Source organism: Rhodanobacter humi (assembly GCF_041107455.1).
Classification (GTDB): domain Bacteria; phylum Pseudomonadota; class Gammaproteobacteria; order Xanthomonadales; family Rhodanobacteraceae; genus Rhodanobacter_A.
Genome location: NZ_JBGBPY010000001.1, coordinates 1,295,334 through 1,310,788, shown reverse-complemented (window position 1 = coordinate 1,310,788; position 15,455 = coordinate 1,295,334). Strand labels below are relative to the sequence as shown.

Sequence of the window (15,455 nt, the reverse complement as noted above, 5' to 3'; positions counted from 1 at the left end):
ATTAGACCGAATGCATGGCTTGCCGTCAAGACTGCAGGTCGGGCGGGGTGAAGCCGGCGGCCTGGTCGACTTCGCCGCCGAACAGGAATTTCTCCATCTGCTCGGCGAGGTATTTGCGCGCCTTCGGGTCGAGCGGATTGAGCCGGTATTCGTTGATCAGCATGGTCTGGTGGGCCAGCCATTGCTGCCATGCGGGCCTGGAGATCTCGGCGTAGATGCGCTGGCCCAGCGGGCCCGGCCAAGGTGCGAAGTCGAGGCCCTCGGCGTCGATGCCGAGTTTGGCGCAGTGGATGGTACGGCTCATGCGGTGGTTCCTTCGATCTGTTGCAGCAGCTTGCGTACCGGTGCGGGCAGGCCGAGCGCGGCCAGCTCGCCGGTGCCGCACCAGCGCAGGGCGGGATTGTCGGCGATGCCGCGTGGTGCTGTCGCGCCGTCGAACAGCAGCGGCTCGACGCGCAGCTTGTAGTGGCTGAATACGTGGACGAATGGCGCGAGCGCCTGTGCGTCGTCGATGTGCGCATGTCGCTTGGCATCGCGCCACGCGCTGTCGATGTCGGCGGCTTCGGGCAGGCTCCACAGGCCGGACCACACGCCTTGCGGGCCGCGCCGTTCCAGCAGTACGCGGCCGTGCGCGTCGCGCAGGATCAGCATCACGGTCGCGCGCACGGGCGTGGCTTTCGTCGGCTTCGGCGACGGCAGCTGCGCGACGAGGCCGTCGCGCCGGGCGACGCAGCCCGCGGCGAGCGGGCAGGCCTCGCAGCGCGGCTTGCCGCGCGTGCACACGGTGGCACCCAGATCCATGATCGCCTGGGTGTAGTCGGCCACGCGCGCGGCCGGGGTGTGCTCATCGGCATGACGCCACAGCTGCTTCTCCACCGCACTCGTGCCGGGATGGCCGTGGATGCCGTGGTAGCGCGCCAGCACGCGTTTCACGTTGCCGTCGAGGATGGAAAAACGCAGGCCGTGCGCCTGGGCGAGGATCGCGCCGGCGGTGGAGCGGCCGATGCCAGGCAGGGCGGCGAGCGCGTCGAAGTCGCGCGGCAGCTCGCCGCCATGGCGCTCCACGCAGAGCTGCGCGGCACGATGCAGGAAGCGCGCGCGTCGGTAATAGCCGAGGCCCGACCACAGCGCGAGCACCTGGTCCTCCGGTGCGGCGGCGAGTGCGCGCAGGTCGGGCAGGGCGGCGACGAAGCGCTCGAAGTAGCCGACCACGGTGACCACCTGGGTCTGCTGCAGCATGATCTCGGACAGCCACACGCGGTAGGCGTCGCGTGGATGTTGCCAGGGCAGGTCGTGGCGGCCGTGGCGGTCGAACCAGGCCAGCAGGGCATCGGCGAACGGCTTCACTTCGACTTGCCGCCCGGCTTGCCGCCTGCGCCAGGCTTGGCCGGTGCGGCGGCGGGCTTCGCCACCGTGCCGGCCACGGCGGGGGCGTCGTCACCGGCCTGCACGCTGAGTCCCTCGATGGCGAGGTTGCCGACCCGCAGCTTCGCCACCTGCAGCGTGCCGCTGCCGGGCGGCACGCTGGGCAGCGGCCCGGCCTGCCGGTCGGCCGGTGCGTTGAGGGTGCTCCACCAGTGCGCCAGCGCCAGCGGCGGCAGGCGCAGGTCGGCGTGATTGTCCGGGCCGTCCAGCTTCAGGTGCAGCAGCAGCGGGTCGGTCTGGTTGGCCGGCGTGAGCGCCAGCGCGATGTCGTAGCTGCCGCTGTCGACCTGGTCGAGCTTGCCGCCGAGCTGCGCGGCCGCATCCGCCGCGCCGTGCCAGCGGGCGTTGCCGCTCAGCGCGAGCGTGGTGCCGCTGCCCTGCGACAGGTGCAGCTGGATGTGGTCCAGCTGCATCGCGTTGCCCTGCATGCGGGGGGTGGCGGTGAGCCGCAGCTGCAGCGGCGCGCCCGCGGCCGTGGTGGCCGACATGCTGAGCGGGAATTCCTGGCCGGGCGCGAGCGTGCCGGCCGAGAGCGTCACGTTGTTGAGCAGCAGCTGGTCGCCGCGCACCACGCTGCCGTGCTCGATGCTGATGCCGGCATCGATGCGCGGGATCGCCGGGGCGGCATTGGCCGGCTGCGGCGGCAAGGTGGCCAGCCAGTCCTGCAGCGCGTCCAGGTCCACTCGCGGCGCATCCACTTCCATCTGCGCGATCGCGGTGGGGCCGCCGAGCAGGGTGCGCCAAGGCAGCACCAGCCGGCCGCGCGAGGCGAGCAGGATCGGGCTGTCCGCGCCCTCGGCATTGAGCGTGATGCCGCGCAGATCCAGCGCCGGGCGCGGGAACAAGGTGGGGCTGGCGGGGCTGGCGAGGTTCAGCACCAGGCCGGCATCGTGCGCCTGCTCCTGCAGCATCGCGGTGAAGCGATCGGGTTGCAGCAGCAGGTAGACCACGATCAGCACCGCGAACAGCGCGGCGAACGCCAGCGCGCCGACACCGATCAGCAACCGCCGCAGTCCGCGTGTCATGTCAGCTCCGCACCGGTCCGCGCTCAGTCATGGCCGGCGGGCAGCAGGCCGTCGACGAAGGCGGCGGCGTCGAATTCGCGCAGGTCGGTGGCGGTTTCGCCCAGGCCCACGAAACGGATCGGCAGGCCGAACTCGCGCGCCAGCGCGAACACCACGCCGCCCTTGGCGGTGCCGTCGAGCTTGGTGACCACCAGGCCGGTGACGCCGACGATCTGGCGGAACTGGCGCAGCTGGTTCACCGCGTTCTGGCCGGTGGTGCCGTCGATCACCATCAGCACCTCGTGCGGCGCCTCGGGGTCGAGCTTCTTCAGCACGCGGGCGATCTTGCCCAGCTCGTCCATCAGGCCGCCCTGGGTATGCAGGCGGCCGGCGGTGTCGGCCACCAGCACGTCGGCGCCGCGCGAACGGGCGGCCTGCAGCGCGTCGAAGATCACGCTGGCGGCGTCGGCATCCTGGCCTTGCGAGATCACCGGCACGCCGTTGCGCTCGCCCCAGGTCTTGAGCTGTTCCACCGCCGCGGCGCGGAAGGTGTCGCCCGCGGCCAGCAGCACGTTGCGGCCCTCGTCGCGCCAGCGGCGTGCGAGTTTTCCGATCGTGGTGGTCTTGCCCACGCCGTTGATGCCCACCGTGAGCACCACGAAAGGCTTGCGGCCGACCGGTTCCAGCGGCTGCTGCACGGGCCTCAGCAGGGCGACCAGCGCCTCGCGCAGCGCCTCGCGCAAGGCCATCGCGTCGGCGAACTCGCGCTTGTGCATGCGCCGGCGCAGGTCTTCCACCAGCGCGGTGCTGGCTTCCACGCCCACGTCGGCGGTGATCAGGGTGGTTTCCAGCTCGTCCAGCAGCTCGTCGTCGAGCTTGGGATGGCGCTGGAACAGGTTGCCCAGGCCGCGCCCAAGTGCGCTGCCTGCGAGGCGCTCGCGCCAGCCGCGCTTGCCCGCTGCCGCTTCGGGCGTTTCGACGACGGCGGGTGCGGCGACTTCGGCGACGGCCTCGATCGCTGCCGGAACAGGGGTCGCCGCGTCCAGCGGCATGTCCGCGGCCGGCGCCCCGGCGGGAGGCGCCGGTGGGGTTTCGGCGGGCTTCTTCTTCCAGAACTTGAGCATTGCGGGGACGATTCAAAGACAATGGGCGGCATGCTAACACCGCTACCCGTACCGGCCGCTGAGTCGCGGCAAGCCCGATGAACAGCCGCCCCGGACGCATCCGCATCATCGGCGGCAGCCTGCGCAACTCGCGCTTGGAGGTGCCCGGGCAGCCCGGTTTGCGGCCCACGCCGGAGCGGGTGCGCGAGACGCTGTTCAACTGGCTGGCGCCGATGATCGAAGGCGCGCGCGTGCTGGACCTGTGCGCGGGCACCGGCGCGCTGGGCATCGAGGCGCTGTCGCGCGGCGCCGCCGGCGCCTGCTTTGTCGAGCCGGATGCGCTGGCAGCACGGGCGCTGCGCGACAACCTCGCCCGGCTCAAGGTGGTGGGCGGCGAGGTGGCGGCAGTCGATGCGCAGGCCTTCCTGCGCAGCGCGGCGCGGGCCTTCGACCTGGTGTTCCTCGATCCGCCGTTCGCACTGGATCTGTGGAGCGCGCTGGCCGGGCGCCTGGAACAAGGCGGCTGGCTGGCCGCGCGGGCGTGGATCTACGTGGAGTCGCCGCGCGAGGCGATTCCCGCCGTGCCGGCGAACTGGACGCTGCACCGCGAGGGGCGGGCTGGCGAGGTGCGCTTTGCGCTCTACCGGCGCGCGCTTCCGTTAAGCTAGGGCCTGTTTCCGCTGCCGTTCCCGTCCTTCGTGAACAAATCTTCCGGCAATCCCCGCCTGGCCGTGTACCCGGGCACCTTCGATCCGATCACCAACGGCCATGCCGACCTGGTGGCGCGCGCCGCACCGCTGTTCGATCACGTGGTGGTCGCGGTGGCCGACAGTTCGAGCAAGGGGCCGGGTTTCAGCCTCAACGAGCGCATCGCGCTGGCGCGGCTGGCGCTGGCCGACCTGCGCAACGTGGAGGTGCGCGGCTTCGACAGCCTGCTGGCCGATTTCGTGGCCGAGATCGGCGCCGGCGTGATCATCCGCGGGCTGCGCGCGGTGTCGGACTTCGAGTACGAATTCCAGCTGGCCAGCATGAACCGGCATCTGATCCCGCAGGCGGAGACGCTGTTTCTCACCCCGGCGGAGCAATACAGCTTCATTTCCTCGTCGCTGGTGCGCGAGATCGGCCGTCTCGGCGGCGATATCTCCGGTTTCGTGCATCCGGCGGTGCAACAGGCCATGCGTCAGCGCTGGCACAAGGGCCGCAGCAGCGGCCTTCCCAAGCAACCCGAAACAGAAGGTGACCATCATGCGTAAGTTCGCTCTCATCGCCGCCATCGCGCTGACCGCCGGCCTGGCGCTCGCCGGCTGCTCCAAGCATGCCGACGAGCAGGACCAGGCCTCCGCCCAGCAGGCCAAGGCGGTTACCAAGCCCACCGACGTCAACGACACCAAGGCCTGGCAGGCCTACCTCGGCCCGCTGGTGCAGAAGAACCTGCAGGGCATGGCCGCGCAGCAGCCCTACGTCTACTTCATTACGCCGGGCCAGACCGACGACGGCAAGGCGATGAACGATCGCCAGTTGCAGAACGTGCAGGACACCGTGGCCCGCGGCGTGTTGCCGGGCAACCTGCTGGCCTTTGTCGGCCCGGTGTCGGCCACCACTGCCGATTTGGCCGTGGCGGCATTCAAGGACGCCAAGCCCGGCACCTTCAAGGACGTGATCGTGCTGTTCATCGGCGACAAGGCCGACGAGCAGCGCGTCGAGGACGTGATCAAGCCGACCGGCGCCACGTTCCGTTTCGTGCAGATGTAAAGACAGGAGCGAGTAGTGAGAAGTGAGGAGTGAGAGAAAGCCGAGTGCGCGGCAAGCTCTTGCTCTCTCTCACTTCTCACTCTTCTTCACTCACTCCTCAGTTTGCCCCCATGTCCCTGAAGATCCTCGACACCTGCGTCAACTGCGACGTCTGCGAACCGGTCTGCCCGAACAAGGCGATCTCGCTGGGCGAGGAGTACTACGTGATCGATCCGGCGCTGTGCACCGAGTGCGTGGGCCATCACGACGAGCCGCAGTGCGTGGAGGTGTGCCCGGTCGAATGCATCATCGTCGACCCCGAGCGCACCGAGTCGCACGAAACGCTCGAACTCAAGTACCGCCACCTGATGGGATCGGGCACCGCCGCTTGAACTAGCCAAGGAGTTCGCCGCATGAAGTTCCAGATGCACGGTCGCGTGTTGTTGCTGAGCCTGCTGCTGACCAGCGGCGCGGCGTTTGCCGCCGATGGCGCGCCGAAGACCGCGCCGGCCACGGCCCCCGCGCCGCAGGCACAGCGTCCCGGCCACGCCGGCATCGCCAGCGCGAACTTCCTCGCCACCAATGCCGGCTTCGAGGTGCTGGCCAAGGGCGGCAACGCGTTCGATGCGGCGGTGGCGGTGGCCTCCACGCTGTCGGTGGTGGAGCCGGAGAGTTCCGGCATCGGCGGCGGCTTCATGGCCACGCTGCACATCGCCAAGACCGGCGAGAACGTGTTCATCGATGCGCGCGAGACCGCGCCGATGGCGGTGAACCCCAAGGATTACCTCAACCCCGACGGCACGCCGAACCGCGATGCGGCGCTGAAGGGCCCGCTCTCCGCCGGCATCCCCGGCGAGCCGGCTGGCCTGGTGTTGCTGGCGAAGAAGTTCGGCAAGCTGCCGCTCAGCGTGTCGCTGGCGCCCGCCATCCGCACCGCGCGCGACGGCTTCAAGCCCGATCCGCGCCTGCTGCACTCGATCGCCGAGGAGCAGAAGAACCTCGAGCGCTGGCCCGCTTCCGTCGCGAAGTACCTGCCCGGCGGCAAGCCGCCGGTGGCGGGCGAGATCTGGCGCGATCCGGACCAGGCGCGCACCTGGGAGCTGATCGCCCAGCAGGGCGATGCCGGCTTCTACCGCGGCGAGACGGCGCAGAAGCTGGTGGACGCGGTGCGCGCTGCCGGCGGCAACTGGACGCTTGAGGATCTGGCGAACTACCGCGCCAAGGAGCGCACGCCGATCACGATCGACTACCAGGGTTACAAGATCGTCACCGCGCCGCCGCCGTCCTCCGGTGGCGTGGCGATCGCCGAGATCCTCAACATCCTGCGCGGTTACGACCTCGCGAAGATGGATCCGGCGCATCGCGCGCACTACATCATCGAGGCGATGCGTCGCGCGTTCCGCGACCACAACGACTACCTCGGCGATCCCGACTTCGTGAAGATGCCGCTGGACATGCTGCTGTCGCCGTACTACGCCGACGGCCTGCGCCAGAGCATCCTGGCCGACCAGGCCACGCCCTCGTCGATGTTGCCGCATGGGCCGGCGCATGATCCGGGCATGCACACCACGCATTTCTCGATCATCGACAAGGACGGCAACATGGTGGGGATCACCTCCACCGTGAACTACATACTCGGCTCCACCTTCGTCGCCAAGGGCACCGGCGTGCTGCTCAACGACGAGATGGACGATTTCGCGCTGGTGCCGAACAAGCCGAACGTCTACGGCCTGCTCGGCAGCAAGGCGAACGCGCCGGTGGGCGGCAAGCGCATGCTGTCCTCGATGTCGCCCAGCCTCGTGGTCGGCAAGGACCGCAGCGCGGTGATCGGCTCGCCCGGCGGCTCCACCATCATCACCCAGGTGCTGGAAGGCATCCTGCATTTCATCGACGGCCAGAGCGCGCAGCAGATCGTGGCCGACAAGCGCTTCCACCACCAGTTCCTGCCCGACGAGGTCTTCGTGGAGGACGGCGTGTTCGACGCCGCCACCAGCGAGCAACTCAGGAAGATGGGCTACACGCTGAAGCCGCGGGAGCCCTGGGGCTTCATGAACGTGGTCACCTGGGACCACCGCGACAACAAGCTCGACGCCGCCAGCGATCCGCGCCGGCCGTCGGGGTTGGGCAAGGTGGAGTAGCGCTGGCACCGTTCGCCCTGAGCGTAGGCCTGCAAGGCCGAAGTCGAAGGGTGATCGACTACGGGCGCATCGACTCCGCTTGCTATCGCAAGCTACGCTCAGCGCGAACGGGTTTTAAGCTGAGCTTCGTCGGTAATCGGGCGACCAGTTGCGGTGGTTCGATCCTGGGCTCAGGAACAGGCAGGTTGGTGTCGTGGAACTCTTCTCGCTACTCGGCAACTCGCAGCAACTCGACGGCGGCGCCATGTTCGGCAATGCGCCGAAGGCGATGTGGTCTCGCTGGATCGCGCCGGACGAGCAGAACCGCATCCCGCTGGCCTGCCGCTGCCTGCTGGTGAAGGGGCTCGCGGTGAATGGCGTGCCGGGTCGCAATGTGTTGTTCGAGACCGGCATCGGCGCGTTCTTCGAACCCTCGCTGCGCGAGCGCTACGGCGTGGTGGAGGATCGCCACGTGCTGCTCGATTCGCTGGCCGCAACAGGCGTCACGCACGAAGACATCCATGCGGTGGTGCTGTCGCACCTGCACTTCGACCATGCCGGCGGCTTGCTGGCGGCGTGGCAGGAAGGTCAGTCGCCGCGGCTGCTGTTCCCCAACGCCACGTTCGTCGTTGGCGCGGCGCATTGGCAGCGCGCACTGAAGCCGCATCCGCGCGACCGCGCTTCGTTCATTCCGGAATTGCCGCAGCTGCTCGTGGACAGCGGCCGGCTGGAGCTGGTCGAGGGCGAGCATGCGCAGGCGCTGGGCGAAGCGGTGCGCTTTCACTATTCGGACGGCCATACGCCGGGCCTGATGCTGGCCGAAGTCGGCGGCGTGGTGTTCTGCGCCGACCTGATTCCCGGCCGCGCCTGGGTGCATGTGCCGATCACCATGGGCTATGACCGCTACCCCGAGAAGCTGATCGACGAGAAGCGCGCGTTCCTCGACGACAAGCTGGCGCGCGGCGTGCGACTGTTCTTCACCCACGACCACGCCTGCGCCGCGGCGCGCGTGCAGCGCGACGAACGCGGCCGCTACGGCTGCGCGGACGAACTGCCTGAACTGCGCGGAAGTCTCGGATGATGTCCTTCGGCCGCATCACTGCCTTGCGCGGCCCGGCGGCCATCGCGGTCGGCCTGGCGGCGCTGGTAGCGGGCATCGTGCTGGCGGCGTGGACCGAGCGCAGCCTGGGCAACTACCAGCTGGCGTTGCAGCTGCATGGCGGCGGGGTGGTCGACCTCGGCCACAGCATGGAGCCGCAAGATGGCCTGCAGGGCCGGATGGTGCGCATCAGCGGCACGCCGCGGGTGGTGGAGGCGCCCTACGACTCCGACTTCAACCAGCAGGCGGTCACGCCGGTGCTGTCGCGTCACGTGCAGATGTTCCAGTGGCGCGAACTGCGCCTGGGCAGCAACGTGACCTATGAGCTGGACTGGGCGGACACGCCGCAGGACTCCAGCCGCTTCGCGCAACCGCAGGGTCACGCCAATCCGGGGCCGTTCCCGCTCGCCGGCGAGCGCTTCGATGCCGGCAGCGTGGAGCTGGGAGGCTACAAGCTGGACACCGCGCTGGTGCATGCCTTGCCGGGCAGCGAGCCCGTCGCGCCCGACGCGAAGACACTGCCGGCGAACCTTGCCGCCAGTTTTTCCCTGCACGACGGCGCGCTGGTCACCAGCGCCAGGCCGGGCGATCCGCGCCTCGGCGACATGCGCGTGAGCTGGAGCGCGGTGCCGCTGCAGGAAGTGACGGTGATCGCCCGTGTCGACGGCAATCGCCTGGTGGCGGTGCCGAACGCGGACGACGGCAAGGGCTACGAGGTCAACGTGGGCGACAGCGCGTTGCTGGACATGCGCCCCGACATGGCGGCGCAGCCGACCCTGGTCTGGCCGCGGCGCATCCTCGCGGTGCTGCTCGCGGTGCTGGGCATGGGCCTGCTGTTGCGGCAGCGGGACGCGACGCGCATCGACCCGCGGCTGGCCCTGGGTGGTGGCTTGCTCGTGGTGGGCGTGTTCGCCGCCATGCCATGGCTGGGCAGCAGTACGGCAGCCGCCATCGCCTGGTTCGTCGTCGCGCTGGCCGGGCTGGCGCTGCTGGTGTGGTGGCATCGCGCGTCACGCCCGCGCCACCATCAGCACCACTGAATCGCCGATCGCGATCGGGGAAATGTCAGGATCGCGCCCGCGGCGGGCCCGCGGCAGCGGTGATGCTGCGCATCCGCTTCCACGGAGATTCTCCATGCCCTTGCGTTTGCTGACCGGCGCCGCCGTGGCGCTGGGCCTGATCCTGCCGGTTGCCCATGCGGCGCAGCCTGCGCCGGGCATCGACCACCGCCAGTGGAACGCGCCGCAAAAACCGTTCCGCATCTACGGCAACACCTGGTACGTGGGGCCGTACGGGCTGACTTCGCTGCTGGTGGATACCGGGCAAGGCCTGGCGCTGTTCGACGGCGACCTGCCCGAGTCCGCGCCGCTGATCGAGGCGCATATCCGCGCACTGGGCTTCCGCGTGCGCGACGTGAAGTGGATCCTCAACTCGCACGCCCATTCCGATCATGCCGGCGGCATAGCCGCGCTGCAGGCCGCCAGCGGCGCGCAGGTGCTGGCGAGCCGGGAGGGCGCGCGCGAGCTGGAGCTCGGCGGCGCCTACCGCGCCGATCCGCAATATGGTTCGGCCCCCCGATACACGCCGTTGAAGAACGTGCGCGTGGTCCGCGATGGCGAAACCCTGCAACTCGGCCATGTGGCGATCACCGCGCACTACACCCCCGGCCACACACCGGGCAGCACCTCGTGGACCTGGGAGTCCTGCGCGGGCCAGCGCTGCCTGCATATCGCCTACGCCGACAGCCTCAGTGCCATCGCCGCGCCGGGCTACCGCTTCACCGACCATTCCGCCTACGTGGCCGGTTTTCGCGAAGGCATCGCCACCGTGGCCGCACTCCCCTGTGACATCCTGCTCACCCCGCATCCCGACGCCAGCGGCTTCTGGGAAAAAGTGGCGAAGCGCAAATCGCCGACAGACGTGGCGCCGCTGGTCGACGCGAATGCCTGCCGCGATTACGCGGCCGCAGCGGCGAAGAACCTGGACGCGCGGCTGGCGCAGGAGCGCGCCGCGTCACGGTGAATCAGACGGCGGGGCCGTGCTCCAGCAACCACAATCCGGCGAACAGCTTGGGATCGATGGAATATCCCTCGGCGGCGCGCGCGAACAGCCATGCTCCCGCGTCGCGTCGCGGCACCTCGTGCACCACGATGTTCTCGCTGGCATCGCCCCCACCCGCGCCCACCTTCACCAGGTCGAACGCACGCACGTAGGCGATCATCTCGGTGCTCATGCCGGCCGAGGACGGCCCCTGGTGCAGGAAGGCCACGCGTGCGCAGCGCCAGCCGGTTTCCTCTTCCAGCTCGCGCTGCGCGGCCAGCAGCATGTCTTCGTCTTCCTGTCCGGCGAGGTCGCCGATCAGTCCGGCCGGCATCTCGATCGTGCGTGCCCGGACCGCCACGCGGTACTGCTCCACGAACAGCACGCGATCGTCGGGTGTCACCGCGATCACGATCGCCGCGCCGCCGGGGTTGTTGCGCTCGACGTACTCCCAGCGTCCACGCTTGCGCAGGCTGAGCCAGCGGCCTTGATAGAGGGTTTCTTCCGGCGCATCGGCGTCGGCGGGCGCGAGATGGTCGCGAGGGTTCATCAGTACGTGCGCTGCACCGAGTAGTCCGCCAGCGTGGCCAGCGCGTCGCGGTACGGCGAGGCGGGGATCGCGGACAGCGCCTCGTGCGCGGCCATGGCATGCGTCTCGGCGCGCGCGCGGGTGCGCTCCAGCGCGCCGGAGTCGCGGATCGCGGCGACGATGCGCTCCAGCGAATCCAGCCCGCCGTGCTCGATCGCGTGGCGCAGCGAGGCGACCTGTTCCGGCGTGGCGCTCTGCAGCGCGTAGATCAGCGGCAGGGTGGGCTTGCCCTCGGCGAGGTCGTCGCCGATGTTCTTGCCGAGCGTGTCGGCGTCGCTGGTGTAGTCGAGCAGGTCGTCGGCGATCTGGAACGCGTAGCCCAGCTCCATGCCGTAGCGGCGCAACGCGGAAACCTGCTCCGCGGGCAGGCCGCCGAGCAGGGCGCCCAGCTCGGTGGCGGCGGCGAACAGCACCGCGGTCTTGCGCTCGATTACCGCGAGATAGTCCGCCTCGCCGACGTCGGCGTTGCCGATATTGAGCAGTTGCAGCACCTCGCCCTCGGCGATGGTGTTGGTGGTGTCGGCGAGGATGCGCATCACGCGCATGTCGTCCAGTTCCACCATCAGCTGGAACGAGCGCGAGTAGAGGAAGTCGCCCACCAGCACGCTGGCGGCGTTGCCCCACAGCGCGTTCGCGGTCTGCCGGCCGCGGCGCAGGCCGGATTCGTCCACCACGTCGTCGTGCAGCAGGGTGGAGGTGTGGATGAATTCGATCACCGCGGCCAGCTTCACGTGCTGCTCGCCGCGATAGCCCGCGGCGCGTGCGGCCAGCGCGTGCAGCATCGGCCGCAGCCGCTTGCCGCCGCCGGCGATGATGTGCTCGGCGATCTGGTTGATCAGAACCACGTCGGAAGCCAGCCGCGCGCGGATCAGCGCGTCGATGCGCCGCATGTCGGCGTCGGCGAGCGCGCGCACGGTGGCGAAGTCGGCGGGGCGGGGGGCGTCGGCAGGGATCGAGTTCATGGGCGGGCTGTCGGCAGGTCTGTCGATTATAGAGGCAGCCTGCCGCGAACCTGCAGCCGCAGGGTGATTGCAAGTTGTGATGGCCGGCCCAATGATGGTGCGACCGCCCAAGGCTGCCGCGGGATACCGTTCCGATGGCTCACCAGATCATTGCGCTGTTTGCCGAATACGGCCTGTTGCTGGTGTTCCTGAACGTGCTGGCGGCGCAGGCGGGCGTGCCGGTGCCGGCGGTGCCCACCCTGGTCGTGGCTGGCGCACTGGCCGCGGGCGGCCGCCTGCCGCTGGCCGGCGTGGTGGCGGTGGCGCTGCTCGCCTGCCTGCTCGGCGACCTGGCCTGGTACCTGGCCGGGCGGCGCCATGGCGCGCGGGTGATGCGCACGCTCTGCCGCATCTCGCTGTCGCCGGATTCCTGCGTGAAGCAATCGGAGCTGCGCTTCCAGCGCTGGCGCGGCCGGGTGCTGCTGGTCGCCAAGTTCGTGCCGGGGCTGTCGACGCTGGCCCCGCCGCTGGTTGGTGCGATGGGCATGCCGCTGCGGCGCTTCCTGCTGCTCGACGGCCTGGGCGCGCTGCTCTGGGCCGGGGTGGCGCTCATGCTCGGCTACGCCTTCGCGGGCGAGATCGACCGGGTGCTGCAGGCCGTCGCCGATGCCGGCACGCTGGCGCTGGAGGCGGCGCTGCTGCTGCTCGTGGTCTACGTGCTCGGCCGCTGGTGGCGGCGCGCGCGCCTGCTGCGCTCGTTGCGGATGGCCCGCATCGAGGTCGCGGAACTGGCCGACGCGGTCGCGGCGGGCCGCGCACCGGTGGTGATCGACGTGCGCTCGGTGGTGGCCCGGCAACTGGACGAGCGCCTCATTCCCGGTGCCCTGCTCGCCGATCCCGCCGACCTCGTGGCGGCCGTCGCCGCGTTGCCGTTCGAGCGCGAGCTGGTGGTCTATTGCAACTGCCCGAACGAGGTATCCGCCGCGCACGCGGCGAGGGCGCTGGCGGCGCGCGGCTACCGGCACGTGCGACCGTTGCGGGGCGGGCTGGATGCCTGGGAGGCGGCCGGTCATGCGGTGCAGCGGCTGGTCGCCGCGGACGCGGGCGGCGCCGGGCAGGGCGTGGATAGCGTCGCACCGGGCACGGTCTGACATCGTTCCGGTGTTTCCGGGTCGGCGGGCCACGTCCGCGGGACGTGCCGTCCGCGCCAGCCGGCGGCGATCCGGAAAATTTACGCGTTGTATATGCGGGCAGCGCCGATCGCTACCCCTTTCTTATGCAGCGCTGCCTACAGTGCGCGGCATCGTTTCCATGAGTCGCCGCCGATGGACCTGGTCTACCTCTTGTTCCTGTTCGTGCTGAGCGCGGCCGTGCTCGGCTTCCTGCTGATCTGCGACCGGCTGAGCCCGCGCAAGTAGCCCGCGTCGCCGCGTTGCGCGGCGTCGTCCCCAGCCGTCCTCGCCTCGCCTTGCGGGAGTACCCGTCATGCATTTCGCCTACGTGATCGCCGCCGTCATCGCGGTGCTGCTGATCGGCTACCTGTGTGTAGCCCTGCTGAAACCGGAGTGGTTTGAATGACCGTCAACGATTTCATCCAGATCGGCCTGTATCTGGTCGTCCTGCTGTTGCTGCTCAAGCCGATGGGCAGTTACATGACGCTGGTGTTCTCCGAAGCGCCGAACCGGGTGACGCGCGTGGGTGGCGGCATCGAGCGCCTGCTGTATCGCCTGTGCGGCATCCGCAGCGACGAGGACATGGGCTGGAAGCGCTACGCGCTGGCCATGCTGCTGTTCAACGTGCTTGGCGCGCTGGCCGTGTACCTGCTGCAGCGCCTGCAGCTGTGGCTGCCGCTGAACCCGCAGCATTTCGGCAACGTCGCGCCGGATTCGGCGATGAACACCGCGATCAGCTTCGCCACCAATACGAACTGGCAGGGCTACGCCGGCGAATCGACGATGAGCTACCTGACCCAGATGCTGGGCCTGGCGGTGCAGAACTTCCTCTCCGCGGCGACCGGCATCGCGGTGCTGGTGGCGGTGGTGCGCGGCTTCGTGCGCCGCGGCGCGGGCGCGCTCGGCAATTTCTGGGTCGACCTGACCCGCGCCACGCTGTACGTGCTGCTGCCGATCTCGCTGGTGATCGCGCTGCTGCTGGCCTCGCAGGGTGTGGTGCAGAACTTCAAGCCGTATGTGGACGTGCCGGTGGTGCAGACCAGCACGTATGCCAATCCGGTGACCGATGCGGCCGGCAATCCGGTCAAGGACGCCGCCGGCAATCCCGAGACCAAACCCGCGCAGCTCACCACGCAGACCTTGCCGATGGGGCCGGCGGCCTCGCAGGTGGCGATCAAGATGCTCGGCACCAACGGCGGCGGTTTCTTCAATGCGAACTCGGCGCATCCGTACGAAAACCCCACGCCGCTGTCGAACTTCATCGAGATGCTGGCGATCTTCCTGATCCCCGGCGGGCTGTGCGTGATGTTCGGCCAGATGGTCGGCGACCGCCGGCAGGGCTGGGCGATCCTCGCCACCATGCTGGTGATCTTCGTCCCGCTGACGGTGGGCCTGGTCGCCGCCGAGCAGGCTGGCAATCCGGCATTGCATGGCCTGGTGGCGCAGCACGTGGTGGACCAGCATGCCTCCGCACTGCAGGCCGGCGGCAACATGGAAGGCAAGGAAACCCGCTTCGGCATCGCCGCCAGCGGCCTGTTCGCGGCGATCACCACGGCGGCCTCGTGCGGTGCGGTGAATGCGATGCACGATTCGCTCACCCCGCTGGGCGGACTGGTGCCGATGTGGCTGATCCAGCTGGGCGAGGTGATCTTCGGCGGCGTCGGTTCGGGCTTGTACGGCATGCTCGCGTTCGCCGTGGTGGCAGTGTTCATCGCCGGGCTGATGGTGGGGCGCACGCCGGAGTACCTGGGCAAGAAGATCGAGGCCTACGAGATGAAGATGGCCAGCCTCGCGGTGCTGCTGCCGTGCGCGCTGGTGGTGATCGGCACGGCCATCGCGGTGATGCTGCCGGCCGGCGTGGCGGGTATCGCCAACCCCGGCGCGCACGGTTTCAGCGAGATCCTCTACGCGGTCAGCTCGGCTTCCAACAACAACGGCAGCGCGTTCGCCGGACTCTCCGCGAACACGCCGTTCTGGAATGTATTGCTGGGCGTGTGCATGTTCCTCGCGCGCTACCCGCTGGCGATCGCGATGCTGGCGCTGGCCGGTTCGCTCGCGACCAAGCGCCATGTGCCCGAGTCGGCCGGCACGCTGCCCACGCACACGCCGCTGTTCGTCGCCCTGCTGGCCTGCGTGGTGATCGTGATCGGTGCGCTCACCTTCCTGCCGGCGCTGGCCCTGGGGCCGATCGCCGAATACCTGATGTCGGCCCACTGATCCATTCGCGGATCCAT

General features: G+C 69.4%; 17 protein-coding genes. 11 read left to right on the top strand and 6 right to left on the bottom strand.

Translation table 11 applies throughout. The features are described 5' to 3' along the window. Positions 1-25: 25 nt before the first annotated feature. From AB7878_RS05860 to ftsY, 4 genes are read right to left on the bottom strand one after another with little or no spacing between them, the layout of a single operon-like run. Positions 26-304, bottom strand: a complete 279-nt coding sequence (locus tag AB7878_RS05860; RefSeq protein WP_369493459.1) for an oxidative damage protection protein — start codon at positions 302-304, stop codon at positions 26-28. Further along, positions 301-1,347, bottom strand: a complete 1,047-nt coding sequence (mutY, locus tag AB7878_RS05855) for an A/G-specific adenine glycosylase (protein WP_369493458.1) — start codon at positions 1,345-1,347, stop codon at positions 301-303. The genes AB7878_RS05860 and mutY overlap by 4 nt, the downstream gene beginning before the upstream one ends. Then, a complete protein-coding gene (locus AB7878_RS05850) occupies positions 1,344-2,450 on the bottom strand; it encodes an AsmA family protein (RefSeq protein WP_369493457.1) in 1,107 nt (368 codons plus the stop codon). Before AB7878_RS05850 ends, mutY begins: the two co-directional genes overlap by 4 nt. Positions 2,451-2,473: 23 nt before the next feature. Further along, positions 2,474-3,553, bottom strand: a complete 1,080-nt coding sequence (gene ftsY, locus AB7878_RS05845) for a signal recognition particle-docking protein FtsY (RefSeq protein ID WP_369493456.1) — start codon at positions 3,551-3,553, stop codon at positions 2,474-2,476. A gap of 77 nt (positions 3,554-3,630) precedes the next feature. On the opposite strand from ftsY, the gene rsmD reads away from it, so the two are divergent. The 8 genes from rsmD (at position 3,631) to bla (ending at position 10,501) form a co-directional block, all read left to right on the top strand. Beyond that, positions 3,631-4,200 carry a 16S rRNA (guanine(966)-N(2))-methyltransferase RsmD gene (gene rsmD / locus AB7878_RS05840; protein WP_369493455.1) on the top strand — a complete coding sequence of 190 codons (570 nt, stop codon included), beginning with the start codon at positions 3,631-3,633 and terminating at the stop codon, positions 4,198-4,200. Between the two features lie 30 nt (positions 4,201-4,230). Further along, on the top strand, positions 4,231-4,785 hold the full coding sequence (gene coaD / locus AB7878_RS05835; protein ID WP_369493454.1) for a pantetheine-phosphate adenylyltransferase: 555 nt from the start codon (positions 4,231-4,233) through the stop codon (positions 4,783-4,785). Next, positions 4,778-5,284 carry a hypothetical protein gene (locus AB7878_RS05830; RefSeq protein ID WP_369493453.1) on the top strand — a complete coding sequence of 169 codons (507 nt, stop codon included), beginning with the start codon at positions 4,778-4,780 and terminating at the stop codon, positions 5,282-5,284. Before coaD ends, AB7878_RS05830 begins: the two co-directional genes overlap by 8 nt. Before the next feature lie 110 nt (positions 5,285-5,394). Continuing rightward, positions 5,395-5,655, top strand: a complete 261-nt coding sequence (locus AB7878_RS05825) for a YfhL family 4Fe-4S dicluster ferredoxin (RefSeq protein ID WP_369493452.1) — start codon at positions 5,395-5,397, stop codon at positions 5,653-5,655. A 21-nt stretch (positions 5,656-5,676) separates the two neighbouring features. Beyond that, on the top strand, positions 5,677-7,401 hold the full coding sequence (gene ggt / locus AB7878_RS05820; protein WP_369493451.1) for a gamma-glutamyltransferase: 1,725 nt from the start codon (positions 5,677-5,679) through the stop codon (positions 7,399-7,401). A 193-nt stretch (positions 7,402-7,594) separates the two neighbouring features. Beyond that, positions 7,595-8,461 carry an MBL fold metallo-hydrolase gene (locus tag AB7878_RS05815; protein ID WP_369493450.1) on the top strand — a complete coding sequence of 289 codons (867 nt, stop codon included), beginning with the start codon at positions 7,595-7,597 and terminating at the stop codon, positions 8,459-8,461. After that, positions 8,458-9,519, top strand: coding sequence for a TMEM43 family protein (locus AB7878_RS05810; protein WP_369493449.1), 1,062 nt, complete (start codon positions 8,458-8,460; stop codon positions 9,517-9,519). The genes AB7878_RS05815 and AB7878_RS05810 overlap by 4 nt, the downstream gene beginning before the upstream one ends. Positions 9,520-9,613: 94 nt before the next feature. Then, the gene (gene bla / locus AB7878_RS05805) at positions 9,614-10,501 is read left to right on the top strand and encodes a subclass B3 metallo-beta-lactamase (protein ID WP_369493448.1); all 888 of its coding nucleotides are present in this window, start codon (positions 9,614-9,616) and stop codon (positions 10,499-10,501) included. Between the two features lies 1 nt (position 10,502). On the opposite strand, the gene AB7878_RS05800 is transcribed toward bla, so the two are convergent. After that, positions 10,503-11,069, bottom strand: coding sequence for an NUDIX hydrolase (locus AB7878_RS05800; RefSeq protein ID WP_369493447.1), 567 nt, complete (start codon positions 11,067-11,069; stop codon positions 10,503-10,505). After that, complete coding sequence (locus tag AB7878_RS05795) at positions 11,069-12,070, bottom strand: polyprenyl synthetase family protein (RefSeq protein WP_369493446.1); 1,002 nt, start codon at positions 12,068-12,070, stop codon at positions 11,069-11,071. Before AB7878_RS05795 ends, AB7878_RS05800 begins: the two co-directional genes overlap by 1 nt. 134 nt (positions 12,071-12,204) lie before the next feature. Here AB7878_RS05795 and AB7878_RS05790 point away from each other — a divergent pair, with 134 nt between their 5' ends. From AB7878_RS05790 to kdpA, 3 genes are all read left to right on the top strand, one after another. Next, positions 12,205-13,200 (top strand): VTT domain-containing protein, encoded by a 996-nt coding sequence (locus AB7878_RS05790; protein WP_369493445.1) that lies wholly within the window; start codon positions 12,205-12,207, stop codon positions 13,198-13,200. A gap of 334 nt (positions 13,201-13,534) precedes the next feature. After that, positions 13,535-13,627, top strand: a complete 93-nt coding sequence (gene kdpF / locus AB7878_RS05785) for a K(+)-transporting ATPase subunit F (protein WP_369493444.1) — start codon at positions 13,535-13,537, stop codon at positions 13,625-13,627. Further along, positions 13,624-15,438, top strand: coding sequence for a potassium-transporting ATPase subunit KdpA (kdpA, locus tag AB7878_RS05780; protein ID WP_369493443.1), 1,815 nt, complete (start codon positions 13,624-13,626; stop codon positions 15,436-15,438). Before kdpF ends, kdpA begins: the two co-directional genes overlap by 4 nt. The last annotated feature ends 17 nt before the right edge of the window (positions 15,439-15,455 follow it).